This is a genomic window from Terrabacter sp. 2TAF16 (assembly GCF_052115065.1).
In the GTDB taxonomy this organism is placed as follows: domain Bacteria; phylum Actinomycetota; class Actinomycetes; order Actinomycetales; family Dermatophilaceae; genus Terrabacter.
Map to the genome: position 1 here is coordinate 18,342 of NZ_JBFRFZ010000007.1, position 21,442 is coordinate 39,783.

Genomic DNA, 21,442 nt, shown 5'->3' on the forward strand with positions numbered 1-21,442 from the left:
ACCCACCGAGGTGGCGGGCGGCATACGCGATGGGTCTTGTGACGGCTGGGCGACAGGAGTTGGGTGGGGGCATGGCAAAGACGCCCGGCAGATCAGATCTTCCTGCGGCCCCCAACCCCGCCTCGCCGCAGGACATCCGCAACGTCGTGCTGGTCGGACCCGGCGGGGCCGGCAAGACCGCACTCTTCGAGGCGCTCGTCTCGGCACGTGTGCCCGGTCAGCGGACCTCCCTGGGCGACCACGTCCGCACCACGACCCTCGTCGCCGCCTCGTTCGAGTCCGGCCCCGTCACCCTCAACCTCCTCGACACCCCCGGTTACCCCGACTTCGTCGGCGACCTCCGAGCGGGCCTCCGGGCCGCGGACGCCGCCGTCTTCGTCGTCTCCGGCGCCGACGACATCGACCGGCCCGTGTCGCTGCTGTGGCGCGAGTGCGCGGCCGTCGGGATGCCGCGAGCCGTCGTCGTGACCCACCTCGACCAGCCGCGCGCCGACTTCGCGACGACGGTCGAGATGTGTCGTCGCACCTTCGGCGACGCCCGGGCCACCCACTGGCCCGTCGTCGAGGACGGCTCGGTCACCGGGGTCGTGGGTCTGCTGACCGGCGAGACGTCCGCCGAGCACGGGGACGCACGGTCGGCCCTCATCGAGTCCGTCATCGAGGAGTCCGAGGACGCGACGTTGCTCGACCGCTACCTCGAGGGCGAGACCATCGACACCGAGTCGCTGCTCGGCGACCTGCGTACGGCCATCGCCCAGGGCACCTTCTTCCCGATCGTCCCGGTCTCGCCCCTGACCGGTGCGGGCACCGAGGAGCTGCTCGGCATGATCGAGCGGGCCTTCCCCGACCCGACCGCGCACCCGCTGCCGGCCGTCACGTCACCGGTCGGTGGCCCCGTCAAGGGCGTGACGTGCGACCCGTCCCAGCCGCTCGTGGCCGAGGTCGTGCGCACGACGACCGACCCGTACGTCGGGCGCCTCTCGCTCGTGCGCGTCTTCTCCGGCACGCTCCGCGTCGACGAGACGGTCCACGTGTCGGGCCACCTCGGTGACTTCGTCGGGCACGAGGTCGCCGGCCACCCGGCCCACGACGACGACGAGCGCGTCGGCCCGCTCGCGTCGCCCTTCGTCGAGTCGCACCGCCCCCGCGGCACCGCCATCGCCGGCGACCTCGCACTCGTGACGAAGCTGACCCACGCCGAGACCTCCGACACCCTGTCCTCCGTCGACCGGCCCGCGGTCGTCGAGCCGTGGCTGCTGCCCGAGCCGCAGCTGCCCGTCGCGATCCGCGCGGCGACGAAGTCCGACGACGACAAGCTCGGCGGGGCGCTGCAACGCCTCGTGGCCGAGGACGTCACGATGCGCATGGAGCACTCGCACGAGACGGACCAGGTCGTGCTCTGGACGATGGGCCAGGCCCACGTCGACGACCTCATCGACCAGCTCTCCGAGCGCTACGGGGTGACGGTGACGGCCGAGCCCTACCGGACCGCGCTGCGCGAGACCTTCGTGCGCACGTGCTCGGTGCAGGGTCGCCACGTCAAGCAGTCGGGCGGTCACGGGCAGTACGCCGTGTGCTCGATCGTCATCGAGCCGCTGCCACGCGGATCGGGTTTCGAGTTCGTCGACAAGGTCGTCGGCGGGTCCGTGCCGCGCCAGTTCATCCCGTCGGTCGAGAAGGGGGCCCGCCTCCAGCTCGAGAAGGGCCTGCTCACCGGCCACCCGGTCGTCGACGTCCGGGTCACGCTCACCGACGGCAAGTCGCACTCCGTCGACTCGTCCGACGTCGCCTTCCAGACCGCCGCGGCGCTCGCTCTCAAGGAGGCGGCGAACGCCTCGACGATGGCACTGCTCGAGCCGATCGACCGCGTCGACATCACCATCGCCGACGAGTACCTCGGGGCCGTCATGTCGGACCTGCGCGGACGCCGCGGCCAGGTGCTCGGCACCGAGCCGGCCGACGGGATGGGCCCCGAGGGCGGCTGGACCGTCGTGCACGCCGAGGTGCCGTCGGCAGAGCTGTCGCGCTACCCCATCGACCTCCGGTCGGTGTCGCACGGCACCGGGTCGTTCGTCCGCGAGCCGCTGCGCCACGACCTGCTGCCGGCCGACAAGGCCAAGGACCTGCTCGGGGGCTGAGGTCGCGCAGGAGCGCCGGGACGGCGAAGGGCGGGTGCCGAAGCACCCGCCTTCTCGCGTCCGTCGCGCGGCCGCCGTCAGAGGCGGACGACCATCTTGCCGACGTTCTCCCCGCGCAGGACGCCGAGGAAGGCGTCGACCGCGTGGTCGATCCCGTCGCCGAACGTCTCGCGCGAGGTCAGCGTGCCGTCCGCGATCCAGCCGGCCGCGCGCTGGGCGTACTCGCCCGCGAGGTCCCAGTGGTCGCCGACGAGGAAGCCCGTGATGGTGCCGCGGGTCTGGATGAGGCGCGCGAGGTTGCGCGGGCCCGGGGCCGCCTCGGTGTTGTTGTAGACCGAGATCGCGCCGCAGATCGCGATGCGGCCGCCGAGCCGCAGCGAACCGACGGCGGCCTCGAGGTGGTCGCCGCCGACGTTGTCGAAGTAGACGTCGATGCCGTCGGGCGCGGCCTCGCGGAGCAGGTCGGAGACCCGTCCGTCCTTGTAGTTGAACGCGGCGTCGAAGCCGAGGTCGCCCAGCAGGTGGTCGACCTTCTCCTGCGATCCGGCGCTGCCGATGACGCGGCTGGCGCCCAGCGCCTTGGCGACCTGTCCGACGACGCTGCCGACGGCCCCGGCGGCGCCGGACACGAAGACGACGTCCCCCTCCTTGATCTGCGCGACACGGGTCAGGCCGGCGTATGCCGTGAGGCCGGTCATGCCGAGCACGCCGAGGTAGGCGGACGCCGGGGCCACGGACGTGTCGACGACACGGACGGCGGAGCCGTCGACGACGGCCTCCTCGCGCCAGCCGAGGCCGTGGAGCACGTGGTCGCCGACGGTGACGCCGTCGGCGCGCGACTCGGTGACGACACCGACCGCGCCGCCGTGCATGGCCTCGCCCAGCGCATACGGCTCGGCGTAGGACTTGGCGTCGCTCATGCGACCGCGCATGTACGGGTCGACCGACATGACCTCGTTGCGGACGCGGACCTGGCCGTCGGCGAGGTCGACGGGCGCGCTCTCGACGAGGGCGAAGTCGTCAGGGGTGGGCCAGCCGACGGGGCGGCTGACGAGCTGGACCTCACGGGGGTTGGTCATCGGGTCTCCTTCTGGGACAGCTGTTCTGGACGTGCGGGTGCGAAGCGGCCGTGGCCGGATGACGTCAGTCGACGACGATCTCGACGGGGATGTTGCCGCGCGTCGCGTTGGAATAGGGGCACACCTGGTGCGCCGTGTCGACGAGCTCACGGCCCAGCTGGGGGTCGAGGCCCTCGGGCAGCTCGACGTGGAGCACGACCCCGAGGCCGAAGCCGGTGCCCGACGACCCCGCGAGGCTGACGTCGGCCGTGACGGCGACGTCGAAGTCCTCGACGCGGCGCTTGCGCGCGACGAGGCCGAGAGCGCTCGCGAAGCATGCGGCATACCCGGCGGCGAAGAGCTGCTCGGGGTTCGTGCCCTCCCCACTTCCGCCGAGCTCGCGGGGTGCGGCCAGCGTGACGTCGAGGCGACCGTCGGACGTGACGGCGCGACCCTCACGCCCGGAGGCGGTGGCCGAGGCGACGTACTGGGCGGTCTGGGTGGCGGTGCTCATCGGGGCTCCTTGTGTTGCCAACAATTAGATTGTGCGCAATTTGATAGTACGCTTGGGTCATGAGCCCGTCCAATCCGACCTCCGCCGCCGCGAGCACGCTGAGCCTCGAGCAGCAGATCTGCTACGCCATGCACACGACCGTGCGGGCGTTCGACGCCGTCTACCGCGAGCTGCTGTCGGAGCACGGACTCTCCTACCCGCAGTACATCGCCCTCATGGCCGTCGCCGAGCACGGGCCGCTCACGGTGAGCCGGCTGGGCGAGCACCTGCGACTCGACTCGGGCACGCTCTCCCCGCTCCTCAAGCGGATGGAGTCGGCCGGCCTCGTGGAGCGGGTCCGCGACCCCGAGGACGAGCGCCGGGTCCTCGTGTCGGCGACGGACGGAGGGCACGACCGCCTCGCGGCGCTCGGAGACCTGCCGCACCAGATCGCGCTCCGCAGCGGTCTCTCGCGACAGGAGCTGGTCGACCTGCACCGCACGCTGCGCCAGGTGACCGAACGGCTCGACACCGGGGTCTGAGGGCGTCCGGGTCGAGGCGCCGCGTGCGTGTCACGAGGGCAGCACGATCGAGACGGCATGGATGAGCATGCCGATGAGCCCACCGACGAGGGTGCCGTTGATCCGGATGAACTGCAGGTCACGGCCCACCTGGAGCTCGACCCGCTCGGCCGTCTCCTTGCCGTCCCACCGGTCGACGGTGTCGCTGATGATCCTCGTCAGCTCGGTGCCGTAGCGGTCGATCGCGTAGATCGTCGCGTCGCAGATGCGCGTGTCGATCCGGTCGCGCAGCGCGGCGTCGGCGAGGAGCCGCTCGGCGAGAGCCGAAACCTCCGTGACGGCGCGGGCCCGCACCGGCCCGCCCTCGTCCTCGAGGGCGGCGACGACGACGGCACGGAACGAGGCCCACAGCGACATCGCCGTGTCCGCCACCTGCGGGTGTGACAGCACGCGCTCCTTGAGGCGCTCCGCCTTGGCCTGCGTCACGGGGTCGTGCTGGAGGTCGTCGGCGAGGTCGATGAGCAGCTTGTCGAGCGCGAGACGCACGTCGTGCCGCTGGTCGTTGCGGATGTCGGCCAGCCACTTGAGCGCCTCGACGTGGACCTTTCGGGCCACGATGTCGTTGATCGCGTCGGGCACCCACGCCGGGGCGCGCTGCGTGATGAGCGACTCGAAGACGTCCTCGTTGTCGACGAGCCAGACGCGCACCTCGTCGAGGGCGAGGTCGACGAGGCCGACGTGCGCCTCGTCGCGCACCACCTGGTCGAGCAGTCCCCCGGCCAGCGAGCTGATCGGCTCCTGCGCGAGGCGCGGGAGCAGGGCCTGCTCGATGACGGCGCGGACGTCCTCGTCGGGGATCCGGTGCAGCGCGTGGACCGTGACCGTGGCGACCTCGTCGACGAGGCGCTTCGCGTGACCCGGCGCCAGGGCCCACTCGGCCGCGCGGCGGGTGGGCTCGGCGTCGAGCACCCGCTCGCGGATGATGTCCTCGCGCATGAAGTTCTCGCTGACGAACTCCTCGAGGCTGCGACCGATCATCTCCTTCTTGCGCGGGATGAGGGCGGTGTGCGGGATCGGGAGCCCGAGCGGGTGCCGGAAGATGGCCGTGACGGCGAACCAGTCGGCGCACGCACCGACCATCGAGGCCTCGGCGCCGGCGTTGACGAAGCCGAGCAGGCCGTCGTCGTGCCCCCGCGTGAGGACGTAGACGACCGCGGCGAACACGAGGAGCCCGGTGGCGACGAGCCGCATCCTCCGGAGGTCACGGCGGCGCTGCGCGTCGAGGGCCGGGTCGACGATGAAGCCGAGAGGACCGCTCGAGGGGCCCGCCCCTCGGCCGGCGTCTGCGCCCGACCGTCCCCCGGAGCGCGCGGGTCCGGTCGGGACGTCGGCGGTCGTCCCGGCGCCGGTCGTCGCCGGAGGCACCTCGGGGTCACGCTCCCGAGTCGTCTGGGGTGTGGTGTCCACGTCCCGCACCTCCACGGGTGATGTGCTCAGCGCGCCGGTTCGAGCGCGAAGGTCAGAGCATCGATCCTCGCACGGGTCTCGCCGTCGGTCGCGATCCGCTCCCCGATCCGTGTCGCGACGGCCCCGACGAGCTCGGCGTCGAGGCCGGGCTCCAGGGAGAGCACGACCCGCAGCACGCCGGCGCCGGCGGGCTCTCCCGCCTCGAGGCGGTGGGCCACGACCTGCGGCTCGGTCTCGACCGCCGCTCGCACGGCCGCCGCGACGTGGGCGTCGCGGTGGCTGGGCTGCCACGCGCGCTCCTGGGCGAGCGCCCACAGCATGCTCGGACGCAGCACCGTCGCGTGGGGCGAGGCGACGTCGACGAGGAGCACCTGGCACTCCTCACTGATCGCGGCCTGCGCCGCGGCGGCGGCGCGGACCGGCACCGGCCGGGCGCCGGGGTCCCACGCGGCGAGGCTCTCGAGGGAGGTGAACATCGGCAGCGCCCGCGACCCGTCGGGGGACGTCAGGGTGACCGCGGCCATGTCGCTGCGGGTGTCGACGGCGTGGGGGCCGGACTCGTCGACCTCTGCCGCCACGGCGACCACGGGGACGAGCCAGCGGGCCTGCGCGACGTGTTCCATCAGGGCCGTCTCCACGTCGTCACCCGGCGTGCCGTGCGCCGCGGCCAACGCCGCGACGAGGGCCGCGTCGGCCGCTCCCGTGTCGCCGCCGAAGCCGTGGGAGGGGATCGACTTGCCCTCCCACGCCTGGCCGGCGGAGTCGGCGGGACGGCGGTGCTCGTCGTGGTGGCCCGAGGCCGGTGTCGGTGAGCTCATGCGCCCGGGCGGCCGGCGACGTCGAGCGCCTCGGGCAGCGTGAAGGCGCCGCGGTAGAGGGCCGAGCCGACGATGGCCCCCTCGACCCCGTCGCCGACGAGCTCGCGGATCGCCTCGATGTCCTCGAGGGTCGAGACGCCGCCGCTGGCGACGACCGGACGGTCGGTGCGGGCGCACACGTCGCGGAGCAGCTCGACGTTGGGGCCCTGGAGCATGCCGTCCTTGTTGACGTCGGTGACGACGTAGCGCGCACAACCCTCGGCGTCGAGGCGCGAGAGCGTCTCCCAGAGGTCACCGCCCTCGCGGGTCCATCCCCGGGCCGCGAGCGTCGTGCCCCGGACGTCGAGGCCGATGGCCACGCGGTCGCCGTGCGCGGCGATGATCGACGCCGTCCACTCGGGGTCCTCGAGCGCGGCGGTGCCGATGTTGACGCGGCGGCAACCCGTGGCGAGCGCCGCGTCGAGCGACTCCGTGTCGCGGATGCCGCCAGAGAGCTCGACCTGCAGGTCGAGCCGACCGACGATCGAGGCGATGAGGTCACGGTTGCTGCCACGACCGAAGGCCGCGTCGAGGTCGACGAGGTGGATCCACTCCGCCCCCTGCTCCTGCCAGCGCAGCGCGGCCTCCCACGGGTCGCCGAACTCGCCGCCGGTGCCGGCGATGCCCTGGACCAGCTGGACGGCACGGCCACCGGCGATGTCGACGGCGGGTAGCAGCTCGAGGTGTGGCTGGGCGGCGTGGTGCTGGCCGGTCATCGGGTCGGCTCCTCGGGTCGGTCACGACCGTCGCGGTCGTGGTCGGTGTCGTGGTCGGTGTCAGGTGCGCCCGGAACTCGGGACGCCGGACGTGCGACCACCGAGTATGCCGTGTGCCCGTGGCGCCGCTCCCGACGTGTCGGTCCGTGGATCGAGCGCCCACCACGGTGCGGTCGCCTCCCCACGTTCCTCGCCGGCCAGCTGGTGGCGTCTGGTAGACCGGTGGGACCCGAACCTCGCGACGCACGGGAGCCGCCATGGATCACCTGCCACAGCTGGCCGGTCGGCCGATGGTCACGGACGGTGGCCTCGAGACCGACCTCATCTTCAACCACGGGGTCGAGCTCGAGGAGTTCGCCGCCTACCCGTTGCTCGGCGACACGGCCGGCCTCGAGCTGCTCACGGGCTACTACGACGCCTACGCCTCCATCGCTGCCCGGGCCGGCGCAGGGCTGCTCCTCGAGTCACCGACGTGGCGTGCCAACCCGGACTGGGGCGCGCGGCTCGGCCACACGAGGGCCGACCTGGACCGTGCCAACGCGGACGCCGTCGACCTGCTCCGGTCGCTGCGTCGCCGGTATGCCGTCGAGCTCGGGTTGCAGGACGTCGTCGTCGTGGGGGTGGTCGGCCCACGGGGCGACGGCTACCGCAGTGCCGGCGCGCCGAACCCGGCCGAGGCCGCGGACTACCACCACGCCCAGGTGGCGGCCTTCGCCGAGGCGGGCGTGGACGTCGTCACGGCGTACACCCTCACCACTGCCGGTGAGGCGATCGGGATCGCGCAGACGTGCCGGGAGCACGGGCTGCCCGTGGCGATCTCGTTCACCGTGGAGGTCGACGGGCGGCTCCCCGACGGGACGACGCTGGCCGAGACGATCTCCGAGGTCGACGACCGGGAGGCCCCGGACTACTACCTCGTCAACTGCGCCCACCCCGAGCACGTGCTTGCGGGGCTGGACGCTGACGACGGGAGCGCTTGGCGCAGCAGGCTGCTCGGGCTGCGCTACAACGCGTCGACGCGCAGCCATGCGGAGCTCGACGACGCCGACGACCTGGACGCGGGCGACCTCGACACGATTTCCGCGGGACACGACCGGGTGGTCGGACGTCTCCCGGGTGTCACGGTCGTCGGAGGGTGCTGTGGCACCGACGCCTCTCACGTCGCACGGCTCTGGGGCGTCGACCAGCATCGCGGCGGCGACGTCCCGGTCTGAACGGGCCTACGACGCCGGCGTGGCAGGCGGGGCGGTCGCAGCCGGCGGCTCGCCCCCGCCCGGAGGCGGAGCCACCTCCGGAGCGGACGGGCCGTCCGGCGTGACGTCGACACCTCCCCCGGCGGCGAGCTCGGCGCGGTGACGCCACAGGACGTATCCCAGCCCGGCGACGACGACCACGACGACGAGGACGATGCGCACCGGCCAGGACAGGTCGAGCAGGGTCGTCACGACGAGCGTCCCGAGTGCCGTGCCCAGCGTCGTCGGTAGTCCGGGGCGGCTGCTCCGGCGCCGCGGGTAGAGCGCACCGGACGAGGACCGCCGCGTCGACGACGCGGTACGTCTGGTCGTGCTCCTCGTCGCGCTCTTGGTCGCCCTGGTCGTGCGCTTCCTGCTCGCACCGCCGGAGCTGCTCGCCGTCTTCCTCGTCGCCACGATCCACTCCTCGTCGAGGCCCCCGCCCACCGGTCAGTCGGCGGACGTCGGCACGGTCACAGGTTGCGGACCCAGTTCTCGAGCAGGTGCAGCCCGGCGTCGCCGGACTTCTCGGGGTGGAACTGGGTCGCGCTCAGGGGCCCATTCTCGACCGCGGCGACGAACTTCGCACCGTGGCGCGCCCACGTGACCGCGGGCGCGACGCGGGCGAAGGCGCCGGTGGCCTCCAGCGTCCACTGCTGCACGGCATACGAGTGGACGAAGTAGAAGCGCTCGTGCTCGACGCCGGCGAAGAGCCGAGAGCCCTCGGCGACCTCGACCTCGGACCAGCCCATGTGCGGCACGACGTCGGCCGGAAGGCGTTCGACCGTGCCGGGCCACTCCGCGAGCCCCTCGAGGGGGTGGTCGGAGGGCTCGGTCGAGCCGTCGAAGAGCGCCTGCATGCCGACGCAGACGCCGAGGACCGCCCGGCCCCCGCTGATCCGTCGACCGATGATGCGGGGTCCGTGCGCGGCCGCGAGTCCCGCGATGCAGGCATGGAAGTTGCCGACACCGGGCACGAAGAGTCCGTCCGCCTCGAGGGCGCGGACGGGGTCGGACGTCAGGGTGACCGTGGCACCGACGCGCTCCAGGGCACGCACGGCCGACCGGACGTTGCCACTGCCGTAGTCGAGGACGACGACGCCGGCGCTCATCGACGAGCCACCATCGTCAGAGCGCTCCCTTGGCGCTCGGGATCCCGACGACGCGCGGGTCGGGTGCGATGGCCGCCCGGAGCGCTCGCGCCACGGCCTTGAACTGCGCCTCGACGATGTGGTGAGGGTCGCGGCCCGCCAGGACGCGCACGTGCAGGCACAGGCCGGCGTTGTAGGCGAAGGACTCGAGGACGTGCCGCGTCATCGAGCCGGTGAAGTGGCCACCGATGAGGGCGTACTGCTGGCCCTCCGGCTCGCCCTCGTGCACGACGTACGGACGACCGGCGACGTCGACGACGGCGTGGCACAGGGCCTCGTCGAGCGGGACCGTGGCGTCACCGAAGCGGGAGATGCCGGCCTTGTCGCCGAGCGCCTCGCGCAGGGCCTGGCCGAGGACGATCGCCGTGTCCTCGACCGTGTGGTGCACGTCGACGTCGACGTCTCCCGTGGCCTTGACCGTGAGGTCGATGAGCGAGTGCTTGCTCAGCGAGTGGAGCATGTGGTCGTAGAACGGGACGCCGGTCGAGATGTCGGACGTGCCGGTGCCGTCGAGGTCGAGCCAGAGCTCGACGGACGACTCGGACGTCGCACGGCTGATCTTCGCGGTGCGGCTGGTGGGGCTCATGCGGGTGGCTCCTGCCGGTCGGCGCTGCTGGGGAGGACGTGGGCGGGGGCGAGGCGCGTCATGGCCTCGAGGAACGCGGTCGTCTCGTGGGGGTCGCCCGCCGTGACGCGCAGGTGGTGGGCGATCCCCATGTCGCGGACGAGGACGCCCTCGTCGAGCAGGGCCTCCCACGTGGCCTTCTCGTCTCGGAGGCCGCCGAAGAGGACGAAGTTGCTGTCGCTGGCCACGGGGCGCGCACCGAGCGCGGCGAGACGGTCGACGATCCGGTCGCGCTGATGCTTGATGACCTCGACCGTGCCGAGCATGACGTCGGCGTGCTCGAGGGCGATCCGGGCGATCGTCTGCGTCGGGCTGCTCAGGTGGTAGGGCAGGCGGACGAGGCGCAGCGCGTCGACGAGCTCGGGGGCCGCCACGAGGTAGCCGAGGCGACCTCCGGCGAAGGCGAACGCCTTGCTCATGGTGCGCGTCACGACGAGCCTGGGATGCTCGGCGAGCAGCGTCAGTGCTGACCGCGTGCCCGGCCGGGCGAACTCGGCGTAGGCCTCGTCCACGACGACGACAGCGTTCGGGGCCGCCTCGAGCACGGCCCCGATGACCTCGAACGGCAGCGCCGTGCCGGTCGGGTTGTTGGGCGAGCAGAGGAACACGATCGACGGGTCGTGCGCCCGGGCCTGCTGCGCAGCCGACTCTGCGGTCAGGTCGAAGGCATCGGGATCGGTTGCGGCAGAGCGGAGCCCGTCGACCCATGTGGTGCCGTGCGTCTCGCTGATGATCGGGTGCATCGAGTAGCTCGGCGTGAAGCCGAGCGCGACCCGGCCGTGACCGCCGAAGGCCTGCACGATGTGCGACAGCACCTCGTTGGAGCCGTTGCCGGCCCACACCTGCTCGGGCGTCACCGACACCCCCGACTGCTTCTCGAGGTATGCCGTCAGCGCCTTGCGCAGGTCGGTGAACTCGCGGTCGGGGTAGCGGTTGAGCGAGGCGACGTCGTCGGCGAGCGCCGCGACGACCGCGTCGACGACGACCTGGGGAACCGGGTAGGAGTTCTCGTTGGTGTTGAGCCGGACCGGCACGTCGAGCTGCGGAGCGCCGTACGGCGTGCGACCGCGCAGGTCGGGCCGGAGCAGACGCTGGACCTCGTCGGCGGCGCTCGGCCGGTCGGTCACCGGGGCACCTCGTCGCCGAACCGCGCCGTCACGGCTTCGCCGTGTGCCGGGAGGTCCTCGGCCTGGGCGAGTGTGACGACGTGGCGGGCGACATCACGCAGGGCGGGCTCGTCGTAGTCGACGACGTGGATGCCGCGCAGGAAGGACTGCACCGACAAGCCGCTCGAGTGGCACGCGCAGCCGGCGGTGGGCAGGACGTGGTTGGAGCCGGCGGCGTAGTCACCGAGGCTCACCGGGCTGTGCGGACCGACGAAGACGGCGCCGGCGTTGCGCACGCGGGCCGCGACGCCCGCGGCGTCGCGGGTCTGGATCTCGAGGTGCTCGGCGGCATACGCGTTGACGACGGCGAGACCGGCGTCGACGTCGTCGACGAGGACGATCCGCGACTGCGTGCCCTCGAGCGCCTCGGTGACGCGCTCGGCGTGCTTCGTGGCCGGCACCCGACGGGCGAGGGCGCGCCGGGTCTCCTCTGCGAGCTCCTCGCTGTCGGTGACGAGCACCGAGGCCGCGAGCGGGTCGTGCTCGGCCTGGCTCACGAGGTCGGCGGCCACGTGGTCCGCGTCGGCCGAGTCGTCGGCGAGGATCGCGATCTCGGTGGGACCGGCCTCCGCGTCGATGCCGATGAGGCCCTTGAGCAGGCGCTTGGCGGCGACGACCCAGATGTTGCCAGGGCCGGTGACGAGCGAGACGGGGTCGCACACGACCGGCTCGCCGTCGACCTCGCCCCACTGGGGGTCGTCGTCGACGAAGCCGTGCGCGAACATCGCGACCGCCTGGGCGCCGCCGACGGCATACACCTCGTCGACGCCGAGGAGCGCGCACGCCGCGAGGATCGTCGGGTTCGGGTAGCCGGCGAACTCGCCGACGTTCTCGCGCTGCGGGGGTGACGCGACGGCCAGCGAACCAACCTCGGCGAGCTGGGCCGGGACGACGTTCATGATGACGCTGCTCGGGTAGACCGCGAGTCCACCGGGCACGTAGAGACCGACGCGGTCGACGGGCACCCACCGCTCGGTGACGGTGCCGCCGGGGACGACCTCGGTCGTCGTGTCGGTGCGGCGCTGGTCGGCGTGGACGATGCGGGCGCGACGGATGGACTCCTCGAGCGCGGCGCGCAGGTCGGGGTCGAGCCGATCGAGGGCGGACCGCAGCACGGCCCGCGGCACCCGCAGGTGGGTCGGCCGCACGCCATCGAACCGCTCTCCGAGGTCGCGCAGTGCCACGGCCCCGCGATGCTCGACGTCCTCGCAGATCGGCCGCACCTGCTCGAGGGCTGCCGTGACGTCGAACTCGGCTCGTGGCAGGGCCTTGCGCAGGAAGCGCACGTCGAGCGTGCGCCCGCGCAGGTCGAGGGAGGACATCATGGGTCACCAGTCTAGAAGGCGCGGCCGGGGGCCCGGACCACGGTCTCACCGTGCGGAGCGAGGGGCGCGGCGTCGGTCCTCGCGCCTGCCGAATCTTGGACCGGCCCTGACGAAGGTCAGACCAACGACTGACCCGGCGTTCACGGCCGTTCCGACACGCTCGTGGGGCCACCGCCCGACCCGGGCCGTGGGTTGCGTCATCCACCCGACTCCCCCGCCCGACAGGAGAACCCGTGCCCGTCGTCATCCCCCGGCGTCGCATCGCTGCCGTCGTCACCGGCCTCGCCATCGCCCTCGTCCCGCCGAGTCTCGCGCTCACCAGCGCTGCGGGCTCCCCGGCGAATACCCTGCCACTCCCGCGCGTGGCCGCAGCGCCCGCTCTGGCCGCGGCCGCCCCGCTCACGGTGTCGCAAGCCATCGGGTCGCAGGCCGGTCAGAGCGCAACCGTCCGCGGCTACGTCGTGGGACAGCCGACCGCGACGAGCACCGTCGTGCGCTCGAACTTCCCCAACGACTACGCGCTCGCCATCGCCGACTCCGCGTCGGAGACGTCGACGAGCCGGATGCTCTACGTCCAGATCCCGTCGGCGTTCCGGTCCTCGTGGGGTCTGCAGAGCAACCTCTCCCTCATGGGGCGCCAGCTCGACGTGACCGGTGCGCTGGCGGCGTACTTCTCGCACCCGGGCATGACGTCGACGAGCGCCTTCGCGTTCAGCGGCACGTCGACGACGACCACGACGACCAGCCCCACGAGCACGACGACGAGCCCGATCCCCACCGGCACGACGGGCCCCTACGACTCGACGTACTACGCGTCGGCCATCGGCAAGACCGGCTCGGCGCTGCACACCGAGCTGCACCGCATCATCTCCAGCAGCGTCACGACCCTGACCTACGACCAGGTCTGGACCGCCCTGAAGGACACCGACCAGGACCCGAGCAACACCAACAACGTCGTCGAGATCTACTCGGGGCGCTCGATCGCCAAGTCCGACAACGGTGGCGGCGTCGACCAGTGGAACCGCGAGCACGTCTGGGCCAAGAGCCACGGCGACTTCGGCACGGTCAACGGCCCGGGCACCGACGTGCACCACCTGCGGCCCGAGGACGTCACCGTCAACTCCACCCGCGGCAACCTCGACTTCGACCTCGGCGGGTCGGCGGTGTCCCAGTGCACCGGCTGCCTCAGCGATGCCGACTCCTTCGAGCCGCGCAACGCGGTCAAGGGCGACGTCGCCCGGATGATCTTCTACATGGCGGTCCGCTGGGACGGCGGCGACGGCTTCGCCGACCTCGAGCCCAACAACATCGTCGGCAACGGCACCGCGCCCTACATCGGCAAGCTCTCGGTGCTCAAGCAGTGGAACCTGCAGGACCCGCCCGGCGCGTTCGAGAAGCGCCGCAACCAGGTCATCTTCGACACCTGGCAGCACAACCGGAACCCGTTCATCGACCACCCGGAGTGGGTGACCGCGATCTACGGCTCGTGACCCCGCAGAGCGGTGGGCCCCGGGGACGGCCGGCTCACGACGTCTGGTCGATGAGCACGGCCGTCTCCCAAGCCCATTCGCGCCACAGGTCATAGCGTCCGGACCGGCCACCGTGGCCCGCGGCCATCTCGGTGCGGAAGAGGATCTGCGCGGGGTCGTCGACCTCGAGGTCGGCGTGCCGCAGGGCAGCGACCCACTTGGCCGGCTCGGTGACGTAGACGCGGGTGTCGTCCAGGCCGGCCGTGACGAGCAGGCTCGGGTGGCGCGTCGGCTGGACGTTGTCGTAGGGGCTGTACGACTTCATGAGCGCGTATGCCGTCGGGTCCTCGAGCGGGTTGCCCCACTCCTCCCACTCGACGACCGTGAGCGGCAGGCTCGGGTCGAGCACCGTCGTCAGCGCGTCGACGAACGGCACCTGCGCGTGGACGAAGCGGAAACGCTCAGGAGCGAGGTTGACGACGGCGCCCATGAGCAGGCCGCCCGCCGAGCCACCCTCTGCTGCAAGACGATCCGGGGCGACGACGCCGCTATCGACGAGGTGGTCCGCACACGCGACGAGGTCGGTGAACGTGTTGGGCTTCGCCTCGAGCTTGCCGTCGTCGTACCACGACCGCCCCATCTCGGAGCCACCGCGCACGTGTGCGATGGCGAAGACCCAGCCGCGGTCGAGGAGCGAGAGTCGCAGGACGGAGAACCACGGGTCGCTCGAGATGCCGTAGGCGCCGTACGCGTTGAGCAGCCCGGGAGCCGTGCCGTCGGCCGTGACGTCGTGGCGGTGCACGACGGAGATCGGCACGCGGGTCCCGTCGGGCGCCGTGGCCCACTCGCGTCGCTGGCGGTACTGCGCCAGGTCGACGTCGCCGCGCACGTGCTGCTGCTTGAGCAGCGTGAAGGTGCGGGCACGGACGTCGTAGTCCTCCACGGTCCGGGGCGTGACGAGGGACTCGTGGACGACCTGGAGCGTGGGCGTGTCCGCCTCGGGGTTCACGCCGACGTGGAGCGTGCCGATGGGCTCCCCGACCGCGATGTCGTGCGACTCCCCCAGACCGTTGGGGGCGGTCGGGTCGCGCAGCACGACGCGCACTCCGGTGCCGCCCTCCCGACGCAGCGAGACCGCGATGAAGTCGTCGAATCCCTCTGCGCCCGTGATGTACTCGTCCTCCGTCGTGACGCCCAGCGGCACCCAGTCGTCCACCGTGGTGCTCGTCACGGGGGCTGTGGCCAGCTCGAAGTTCACGCGGTTGGCGTTGTGCGTGACGAGCAGCTGGTCGCCGAAGGGCTCGATGTCGTACTCGACGCCCTGGCGTCGCTCGGCCACGACCCGGGGCGTGCCCATCGGCGCGTCGGCCTCGAGGAGGCGGAACTCGCTCGTCGTCTTGGAACCGATGGCGATGATGACCAGCCGGTCGTCGCGCGAGGTGCCGACCCCGACGAAGAAGCGCTCGTCGGCCTCCTCGTGCACGAGCACGTCGGCCTCGGCGGGTGTGCCCACCTCGTGGCGCCACACCTGGTGCGGCCGCCAGGCGTCGTCGACGCGCGTGTAGAAGAAGTGCCCGGCGTCGAGTGACCAGGCGAACGACCCGCCGGTGCGGCGCACGACGTCGTCGAGGACGACTCCGTCCTCGATCCGGCGTACGCGCACGTCGTAGCGTTCGTCGCCGACGACGTCGACGGCATACGCGAGCAGGTCGCCGGACGGCGACACCTCGCTGACGCCGACCGCGAAGAACTCGTGGTCCCGGCCCTCCTCGTTCTGGTCGAGCAGCACCTGCTCGCCGACCGGCGGGCGACCGGCATCGAGGGTCGGCCGCTGCGGGTGGTCGGCGACGAGCACGCGTGCCTCGACGGCATACTGCTCGCCCTCGACCGTGCGCGAGTAGTACCACCAGCGGTCGTGACGCACGGGCACCGAGAGGTCAGTCTCCTCGATGCGGGAGCGGAACTCCTCGAAGACCTGCTCGGCGAGCGGACGCAGGTGCTCGGTGCGCTCGGTGGCGTGGGCGTTCTCGGCCACGAGCAGCTCGCGCAGCTCGTCCGAGTCACGATCCGCCATCCACGCGTAGGGGTCGTCGAAACGGTCGCCGTGGTGCTCGCGGGCGACGGGGTCGCGCCGAGCGGTCGGGGGGTGCTGCATCCGGGCAGTCTAGGGTCGCGGCCGCGGTCAGCCGGAGGTGGGCGTCAGCCTGACGACGGCGATCCGTCGGCTCACCTTCGCCTGGTAGGAGTCGAAGTCGAAGACCCTCTCGGTGAGCTCGCCCCAGAGCTGCTCACGCTCCGGCCCGGTGACCTCCTCGCCGTGCACCGGCACCGCTCGGCCGTCGACCTCCACCGTGCCCGGGGCCCCGGCGCGGAGGTTGAGCCACCAGCCCGGCTCCCAGTCGGCGCCGCCGTTGGAGGCCACGACCAGCCATCCCCCGTCCCGGGCGAGGTGCAGGAGCGGCGTCGTGCGGCGCTGCCCGCTCCGTCGCCCGGTCGTCGTCAGCAGGAGCAGGTCACCACCTCGGAAGCGGCGCAGCCCGAGACGCCGGACGACGACGTTGACGACCCGGTTGACCCGCACGAACAGTGCTCGCCTCATGGCGTCACGGTAGCGGCCGGCCGGCCCGGAACGGCCCCTCCGGACACGACGAACGGCCCGGGATCGGTCGATCCCGGGCCGTGCGTCCCTGCGTCGGTCAGTGGATGACGATCTGACCCTTCACGGTCTGCGTGCCGGAGTCGTAGGCGACGGAGCCCGACGCCGTCGTCACGACGAGGCGGAACGAGTCGCTCTTGCCCTGGTCGGTGACGGTGACGACCGCGCGGTAGCCGGCGGTCCCGTTGACCGTGACCGGCCCCGAGAAGGTCGCCGTCGTGCCGCTGACGACGAGCCAGTCGAACGTCGTCGTGGCGACGGAGAACGACGTGCCCGCGAGGCCGTAGCCGAACGAGCCGGACGGGACGGTGGCCCCGCTGCCGTAGGCGACGGACAGCTCGAGGCTGCCCTTGCCGCTGTGCGACGGGTTCGAGGTCAGGGCACCGGCTGGGGACGCGATGGTGCCGCCCCCGGTGACGAAGCCGGCCGCGCGGTCGTAGGCGACGACGCTCGTCGTGCCCGAGCCCGCGTTGCCCCACTCGTCGGTCACGGTGACGGTCACGGTGTAGATGCCCGCGGCCGCGTAGACGTGGCTGCCGCTCACCGTGCCACCGGTGATGGTGCCCGCCGAGCTCGACCCGTCACCCCACGAGATGCTCGCCGTGTGGGTGTCGAGCGGGTCGGCGTCGGAGAACGTCGCGCTGACGCCCGCCGGGGAGCCGACCGAGACGGCCGACGTCGGGCCAGTGACCCTGCCGACGACCGGGGCGGCGTTGGTGAGGTCGAGCCCGACGACGACGGGGTCGTGGTCGGAGATCCGGAACTCGTCGGCCGCGTAGAGGCTCGTGACCTGCCGGGCCGTCTTGAACTCGGTGTTGTAGTCGAGGATCGCGGGCTCGTCGGCGTTGACGTGCCAGTCGCCGACTTCCGTCACCTGGCTGCTGATCGACGCCGAGCCGAGCGCGTGGTCGAGGTAGCCCCACTGCCCGTCGAAGGCGTAGGAGTACGCCTCACGCCCGTTGCGCTGCTCGATGAGGTTGGTGAAGCCGGCCTTCTCGAGCGTCGTGATCGGGTCCTCCTTGGCGTAGGAGTTCATGTCGCCGAGGATGAGGACGTCGGGGTCACCCGTGCCCGTGGGGTCACCGGCCAGCCAGGCGGCGAGCAGCTGCGCCGAACGGACGCGGACCGCGGTGCAGTTGCCCTGGCCGTCGCCGGCGTCGGGCGCGTCGCACGCGCTGCCCTTGCTCTTGAGGTGGTTCGCGACGGCGACGAACGTGCCACCCGTCGAGTTGTCGCGGAACGCCTGGGCGAGCGAGGGACGGTTGCGCGGGCCGGAGTCGCCCCCGTTGACGAAGTCGACGGAGTTGAGCGCCGCGGTCGTGCCCACCGGCGTCACCGCGGCCGGCTTGTAGAGCATGCCGACCTTGATCGCGTCGTTGCCGAGGGCGTCCGTCTGGCCGGTGCGGGCGTCGGCGTCGATGAACGCCCACGTGCCGTAGCCGTCCTTCTCGTTGAGCTTCCCGACGAGGAACTCCTCGGCGCTGTCCGCGCCGTAGCCGTCGTTCTCCATCTCCATGAAGGCGACGACGTCGGCCTGGGTGCCCGAGACTGCAGCGAGGGTCTTGCGCCACTGGCGGTCGAACTCCGTTGCGGTGTTGGCTCCGCGGCAGTCCATGACCGCACCGGTGAGGCCGCCGCGGCAGTTGTTGCCGGTCGTGTCGAGGGTGTTGAAGAAGTTGAGCAGGTTCATCCCGACCACGCGGGTGTCGCCACCCACGGCGGGCGGGCTCGACGGACGCGGGTTCGTCGGCTGGAAGTCGACGGTCGCGGACGGGGAGACGGGGCGGATGCGGTAGGCGTTGGCGCTGGCCGCGTTGCCACCCCAGGTGTAGTTGAGGACACCGGTCAGGTCGGTGACGGTGTCGCCACCGCGCAGGGTGTTGGCCGCGGTCAGCGGCGCGCCGCCTCGACCGAAGACGATCGGGTCGACGTTCTGGGCCTGGGTCGTGTCGTCGAGGATGATCTTGCGCAGGTCGTTGGACGCCTGGAGGGCCGCGGCGTCGGCCCCCGGGGCGACGACGTTGGTCGGCTGCTCGAGGCGGCCTCCCTGCGAGAGCGTGACCTGGCCGAAGCGGCCGAGCTGGAAGTGCTCGGTGACGGACATGTCCTGCGGGAGCGTGACGAGCATGCCCTCGTAGCGCTCGAGCGCCGTCGGGCTGGCCACGGGGAAGCGCACCTCGGTCGGGGCGACCGAACCGGTGCCGCAGACCGCGACGGTGGCGGCGCTGACCTGGGTCTGGCCCTGGTTCTCGCCGGCGTTGCCCGTCACGGTGACGACGTCACCGAGCTGGACGGCATTGGCGTTGCTGCCCTCGAAGACGAAGATGCCGTCGGACGTCGCGGGGTCGCCGTCGCCCTTCGGGTCCTGGAGGAAGAAGCCGCGCAGTGCGGGTGACCCGCCCTCGTAGTCACCGACGACGACGCCGCGCGTCGTGACCGAGCCGGTGATCGCCGCGGTGTCGCCGCTGCCCTGGATGGACGGGATCGGGGTCGGGGTGACCTCGCACGGGTTGGCGGCCGGCACCGAGAAGTGCACGACGACGTCGGTCGCCGGGGAGTCCGGCGGGTCGATGGCGTCCTGGTCGGTGACGGCGGGGGCCGAGACCGTCAGGGTGCAGGCGTCGCCGAGGGCGAAGTCGGCCGACGGGTCGAGCGTGAAGGTCGTCGGGCCGCCGGTGACAGCCAAGGTCTTGTCGCCGGACAGGGAGCACGAGAGGGTGAAGGCTCCCGCGGCGGCGTTGACCGGCTCGGAGAAGGTCACCGTGGGGCTCGCGTCGACCGCGACGTTGGGCGAGCCGTCGGTCGGGGTCGTCGAGGTCACGCTCGGGGCGACGTCGGTCGCCGAACCGCCGTCGACGGAGTGGCTGCCCAGGCCGTCGATGGTGTCGACGGCGTAGCCGTCCCAGTGGACGGCGGGGTCGAACGCGTCGGCGCCGTTGATGTCGCCCGTGGTGACGGACGACTTGCGCCGCAGGGTGTTGTCCATGGTCGAGGTGAGGCCGGTGCCCCACTCGGCCGGGGTCGCGGGACGGAACCCGACCTGACCGATGACGTCGAGGACCGTGGTGCCCTTGCGGAGGACGACGGCGTCATCACCGTTCCAGTTGGCGCTGCCGTTCGCGAGGTCCGCCAGGGCGAGGATCGCGGCAGAGGCCCCGGAGTTGGCGAAGACGAAGACGTCGCCGGAGGACAGGTTGCCGGTGAGGTTGGTCGTGTTGGTCGCGGTCGTGGCGCCGTTGGCGAAGACCTGGACGTTGTAGCCGGCCGCGGCGAGGTCGACCGTCGCGCCGGTGCCGTTGTAGATCTCGAGCGCCTTGTTGTTGCTCGAGCCCTCGACGTACTCGCTGATGAACAGCTCCGTCGGGGCCGCCGCTGAGGCCGGTGCGGCCGCGACGAAGGGGGTGATGCCCACGGCGAGCGCAGCGGTGGTGACCGCGGCGACCCGGCGCAGGGCAGGACGAGATTGACGCATGGATTTCCTCCCTGGGACCGGCTCTTCCGCGCGGTCTGCGGTCACCCTAGACCGGGGCGGTCCGTCTCGCGCGTCGAGATGACCACCGGTTGCTGAACGCCCGGTGACATCGCGGCCGGCCCGTCGCCGGGGCTCAGCAGGCGGGCCACGGGCCGGGCCAGCGGGCCAGCCGGCGCCGCGTGACGAACCGGCGGGGTGTGCCGTCGACGGGGTCGTCGAAGGCCAGCACGGCGGCGAGCAGCTGCAGCGGGGAGCTGAAGTCGCCCACCGGCAGGTCTCGCTCGACGGGGTAGAGCGGATCGTCGACGATGGGGACGCCGAGGCCCTGGAGCTGGCAGCGCAGCTGGTGCGTGCGCCCGGTGCGGGGCGTCAGGCGGTAGAGCCCGAGGTCCTCCCCCGCCCGCCCGGCACCGGACGCCGTGTCGACCAGCTCGACGAGCGTCTCGGCGTTGGGCTCGGCGCCCTCGACCTCGTGGGCCTGATGCGTGCCGTGCTCCTTGACGAGGTGCGTGCGCCGGACGAGGGGCAGGACGAGCCCCTCACGGACGGGTGCGACCGCGAGGTACTCCTTGCGCGCGAGCGACTCGGCGAAGACGCGTTGGTACGCGCCGCGCCACCGCTGCTCCGTCGTGAACATCAGGACACCCGCGGTCGGCCGGTCGAGGCGGTGGGCCGGGGCGAGCCGGTGCTCGCCGGTCAGGACGCGGGCCCGGGCCAGGGCGCTCTGCACCACGTGCCGGCCGCGGGGCATCGTCGCCATGTCGTGCGGCTTGTCGACGACGACGATGCGCTCGTCGCGGTGCAGCACGACGAGCTCCTCCGGATGCACCACCTCCACCGGCAGGTCGCGGTGCGCCCAGACGGCCGACTGCGGCACGAACGGGGCGTCCGCGGGCACCGGCGCTCCCGAGGCGTCGACGAACTCCCCCGCCCCGAGCATCCGGTCGACCTCGTCGGCCGTGAGCCCGGGTGCGAGCCGCTCGACGAGGTGGTCGCGCAGCGATCCCCACGGCCCCGACTGCGGCATCCGGAAGCGCTGGGCGTCGACGCCGTGACGCGGCGGCAGCGGCGAGGGTGGAACCGGCCCTCGCGCCAC

At 72.3% G+C, this 21,442-nt stretch carries 18 protein-coding genes; 4 read left to right on the top strand and 14 right to left on the bottom strand.

All coding sequences use genetic code 11. From position 1 onward, the window contains the following. Window positions 1-71: 71 nt before the first annotated feature. On the top strand, window positions 72-2,138 hold the full coding sequence (locus AB4Z14_RS12160; RefSeq protein ID WP_442275403.1) for an elongation factor G-like protein EF-G2: 2,067 nt from the start codon (window positions 72-74) through the stop codon (window positions 2,136-2,138). A gap of 77 nt (window positions 2,139-2,215) precedes the next feature. Here AB4Z14_RS12160 and AB4Z14_RS12165 read toward each other — a convergent pair whose 3' ends face one another. Beyond that, a complete protein-coding gene (locus AB4Z14_RS12165) occupies window positions 2,216-3,217 on the bottom strand; it encodes an NADP-dependent oxidoreductase (protein ID WP_442275404.1) in 1,002 nt (333 codons plus the stop codon). 64 nt (window positions 3,218-3,281) lie between these two features. Beyond that, window positions 3,282-3,710, bottom strand: coding sequence for an organic hydroperoxide resistance protein (locus tag AB4Z14_RS12170; RefSeq protein ID WP_442275405.1), 429 nt, complete (start codon window positions 3,708-3,710; stop codon window positions 3,282-3,284). 59 nt (window positions 3,711-3,769) lie between these two features. Between AB4Z14_RS12170 and AB4Z14_RS12175 the strand changes: the two genes are divergently transcribed. Continuing rightward, window positions 3,770-4,231: a MarR family winged helix-turn-helix transcriptional regulator gene (locus tag AB4Z14_RS12175; protein ID WP_442275406.1), complete on the top strand. Its 462-nt coding sequence runs from the start codon at window positions 3,770-3,772 to the stop codon at window positions 4,229-4,231. A gap of 30 nt (window positions 4,232-4,261) precedes the next feature. Here the strand turns inward: AB4Z14_RS12175 and AB4Z14_RS12180 are convergent, their stop codons facing one another. The 3 genes from AB4Z14_RS12180 to priA are packed head-to-tail and all read right to left on the bottom strand — an operon-like array spanning window position 4,262 to window position 7,250. After that, on the bottom strand, window positions 4,262-5,677 hold the full coding sequence (locus AB4Z14_RS12180; protein ID WP_442275407.1) for a DUF445 domain-containing protein: 1,416 nt from the start codon (window positions 5,675-5,677) through the stop codon (window positions 4,262-4,264). Between the two features lie 26 nt (window positions 5,678-5,703). Beyond that, entirely contained in the window at window positions 5,704-6,495 is a 792-nt protein-coding gene (locus AB4Z14_RS12185; protein ID WP_442275408.1) for an SseB family protein, read from the bottom strand. Beyond that, window positions 6,492-7,250 carry a bifunctional 1-(5-phosphoribosyl)-5-((5-phosphoribosylamino)methylideneamino)imidazole-4-carboxamide isomerase/phosphoribosylanthranilate isomerase PriA gene (priA, locus tag AB4Z14_RS12190; protein ID WP_442275409.1) on the bottom strand — a complete coding sequence of 253 codons (759 nt, stop codon included), beginning with the start codon at window positions 7,248-7,250 and terminating at the stop codon, window positions 6,492-6,494. Before priA ends, AB4Z14_RS12185 begins: the two co-directional genes overlap by 4 nt. Before the next feature lie 257 nt (window positions 7,251-7,507). Here priA and AB4Z14_RS12195 point away from each other — a divergent pair, with 257 nt between their 5' ends. Next, window positions 7,508-8,464, top strand: a complete 957-nt coding sequence (locus AB4Z14_RS12195; protein WP_442275410.1) for a homocysteine S-methyltransferase family protein — start codon at window positions 7,508-7,510, stop codon at window positions 8,462-8,464. A 6-nt stretch (window positions 8,465-8,470) separates the two neighbouring features. Here the strand turns inward: AB4Z14_RS12195 and AB4Z14_RS12200 are convergent, their stop codons facing one another. From AB4Z14_RS12200 to hisD, 5 genes are read right to left on the bottom strand one after another with little or no spacing between them, the layout of a single operon-like run. Then, window positions 8,471-8,899 (bottom strand): hypothetical protein, encoded by a 429-nt coding sequence (locus tag AB4Z14_RS12200; protein WP_442275411.1) that lies wholly within the window; start codon window positions 8,897-8,899, stop codon window positions 8,471-8,473. A 56-nt stretch (window positions 8,900-8,955) separates the two neighbouring features. Further along, window positions 8,956-9,594: an imidazole glycerol phosphate synthase subunit HisH gene (gene hisH / locus AB4Z14_RS12205; protein ID WP_442275412.1), complete on the bottom strand. Its 639-nt coding sequence runs from the start codon at window positions 9,592-9,594 to the stop codon at window positions 8,956-8,958. Window positions 9,595-9,610: 16 nt separating this feature from the next. Beyond that, window positions 9,611-10,219, bottom strand: coding sequence for an imidazoleglycerol-phosphate dehydratase HisB (gene hisB, locus AB4Z14_RS12210; protein ID WP_056776294.1), 609 nt, complete (start codon window positions 10,217-10,219; stop codon window positions 9,611-9,613). Next, complete coding sequence (locus tag AB4Z14_RS12215) at window positions 10,216-11,385, bottom strand: histidinol-phosphate transaminase (protein ID WP_056776291.1); 1,170 nt, start codon at window positions 11,383-11,385, stop codon at window positions 10,216-10,218. The genes hisB and AB4Z14_RS12215 overlap by 4 nt, the downstream gene beginning before the upstream one ends. Continuing rightward, window positions 11,382-12,749, bottom strand: a complete 1,368-nt coding sequence (hisD, locus tag AB4Z14_RS12220; RefSeq protein ID WP_442275413.1) for a histidinol dehydrogenase — start codon at window positions 12,747-12,749, stop codon at window positions 11,382-11,384. The genes AB4Z14_RS12215 and hisD overlap by 4 nt, the downstream gene beginning before the upstream one ends. Window positions 12,750-12,982: 233 nt before the next feature. Here hisD and AB4Z14_RS12225 point away from each other — a divergent pair, with 233 nt between their 5' ends. Next, window positions 12,983-14,239: an endonuclease gene (locus tag AB4Z14_RS12225; RefSeq protein WP_442275414.1), complete on the top strand. Its 1,257-nt coding sequence runs from the start codon at window positions 12,983-12,985 to the stop codon at window positions 14,237-14,239. 34 nt (window positions 14,240-14,273) lie between these two features. Here AB4Z14_RS12225 and AB4Z14_RS12230 read toward each other — a convergent pair whose 3' ends face one another. The 4 genes from AB4Z14_RS12230 to AB4Z14_RS12245 form a co-directional block, all read right to left on the bottom strand. Beyond that, window positions 14,274-16,373, bottom strand: coding sequence for a S9 family peptidase (locus AB4Z14_RS12230; RefSeq protein WP_442275415.1), 2,100 nt, complete (start codon window positions 16,371-16,373; stop codon window positions 14,274-14,276). 27 nt (window positions 16,374-16,400) lie between these two features. Continuing rightward, window positions 16,401-16,817: a nitroreductase/quinone reductase family protein gene (locus AB4Z14_RS12235; RefSeq protein ID WP_442275416.1), complete on the bottom strand. Its 417-nt coding sequence runs from the start codon at window positions 16,815-16,817 to the stop codon at window positions 16,401-16,403. Between the two features lie 97 nt (window positions 16,818-16,914). Continuing rightward, on the bottom strand, window positions 16,915-20,346 hold the full coding sequence (locus AB4Z14_RS12240) for an ExeM/NucH family extracellular endonuclease (RefSeq protein WP_442275417.1): 3,432 nt from the start codon (window positions 20,344-20,346) through the stop codon (window positions 16,915-16,917). A gap of 133 nt (window positions 20,347-20,479) precedes the next feature. Continuing rightward, window positions 20,480-21,442 (bottom strand): pseudouridine synthase, encoded by a 963-nt coding sequence (locus tag AB4Z14_RS12245; protein ID WP_442275418.1) that lies wholly within the window; start codon window positions 21,440-21,442, stop codon window positions 20,480-20,482.

Excerpts from the sequence above, each read along its gene's own strand:
- AB4Z14_RS12175 (WP_442275406.1), top strand. The coding sequence starts at position 3,770 with ATGAGCCCGTCCAATCCGACCTCCGCCGCCGCGAGCACGCTGAGCCTC.
- hisD (WP_442275413.1), bottom strand. The coding sequence starts at position 12,749 with ATGATGTCCTCCCTCGACCTGCGCGGGCGCACGCTCGACGTGCGCTTC.
- AB4Z14_RS12230 (WP_442275415.1), bottom strand. The coding sequence starts at position 16,373 with ATGCAGCACCCCCCGACCGCTCGGCGCGACCCCGTCGCCCGCGAGCAC.
- AB4Z14_RS12170 (WP_442275405.1), bottom strand. The coding sequence starts at position 3,710 with ATGAGCACCGCCACCCAGACCGCCCAGTACGTCGCCTCGGCCACCGCC.
- hisH (WP_442275412.1), bottom strand. The coding sequence starts at position 9,594 with ATGAGCGCCGGCGTCGTCGTCCTCGACTACGGCAGTGGCAACGTCCGG.
- AB4Z14_RS12185 (WP_442275408.1), bottom strand. The coding sequence starts at position 6,495 with ATGAGCTCACCGACACCGGCCTCGGGCCACCACGACGAGCACCGCCGT.
- AB4Z14_RS12165 (WP_442275404.1), bottom strand. The coding sequence starts at position 3,217 with ATGACCAACCCCCGTGAGGTCCAGCTCGTCAGCCGCCCCGTCGGCTGG.
- AB4Z14_RS12195 (WP_442275410.1), top strand. The coding sequence starts at position 7,508 with ATGGATCACCTGCCACAGCTGGCCGGTCGGCCGATGGTCACGGACGGT.
- AB4Z14_RS12160 (WP_442275403.1), top strand. The coding sequence starts at position 72 with ATGGCAAAGACGCCCGGCAGATCAGATCTTCCTGCGGCCCCCAACCCC.
- AB4Z14_RS12240 (WP_442275417.1), bottom strand. The coding sequence starts at position 20,346 with ATGCGTCAATCTCGTCCTGCCCTGCGCCGGGTCGCCGCGGTCACCACC.
- priA (WP_442275409.1), bottom strand. The coding sequence starts at position 7,250 with ATGACCGGCCAGCACCACGCCGCCCAGCCACACCTCGAGCTGCTACCC.
- hisB (WP_056776294.1), bottom strand. The coding sequence starts at position 10,219 with ATGAGCCCCACCAGCCGCACCGCGAAGATCAGCCGTGCGACGTCCGAG.
- AB4Z14_RS12235 (WP_442275416.1), bottom strand. The coding sequence starts at position 16,817 with ATGAGGCGAGCACTGTTCGTGCGGGTCAACCGGGTCGTCAACGTCGTC.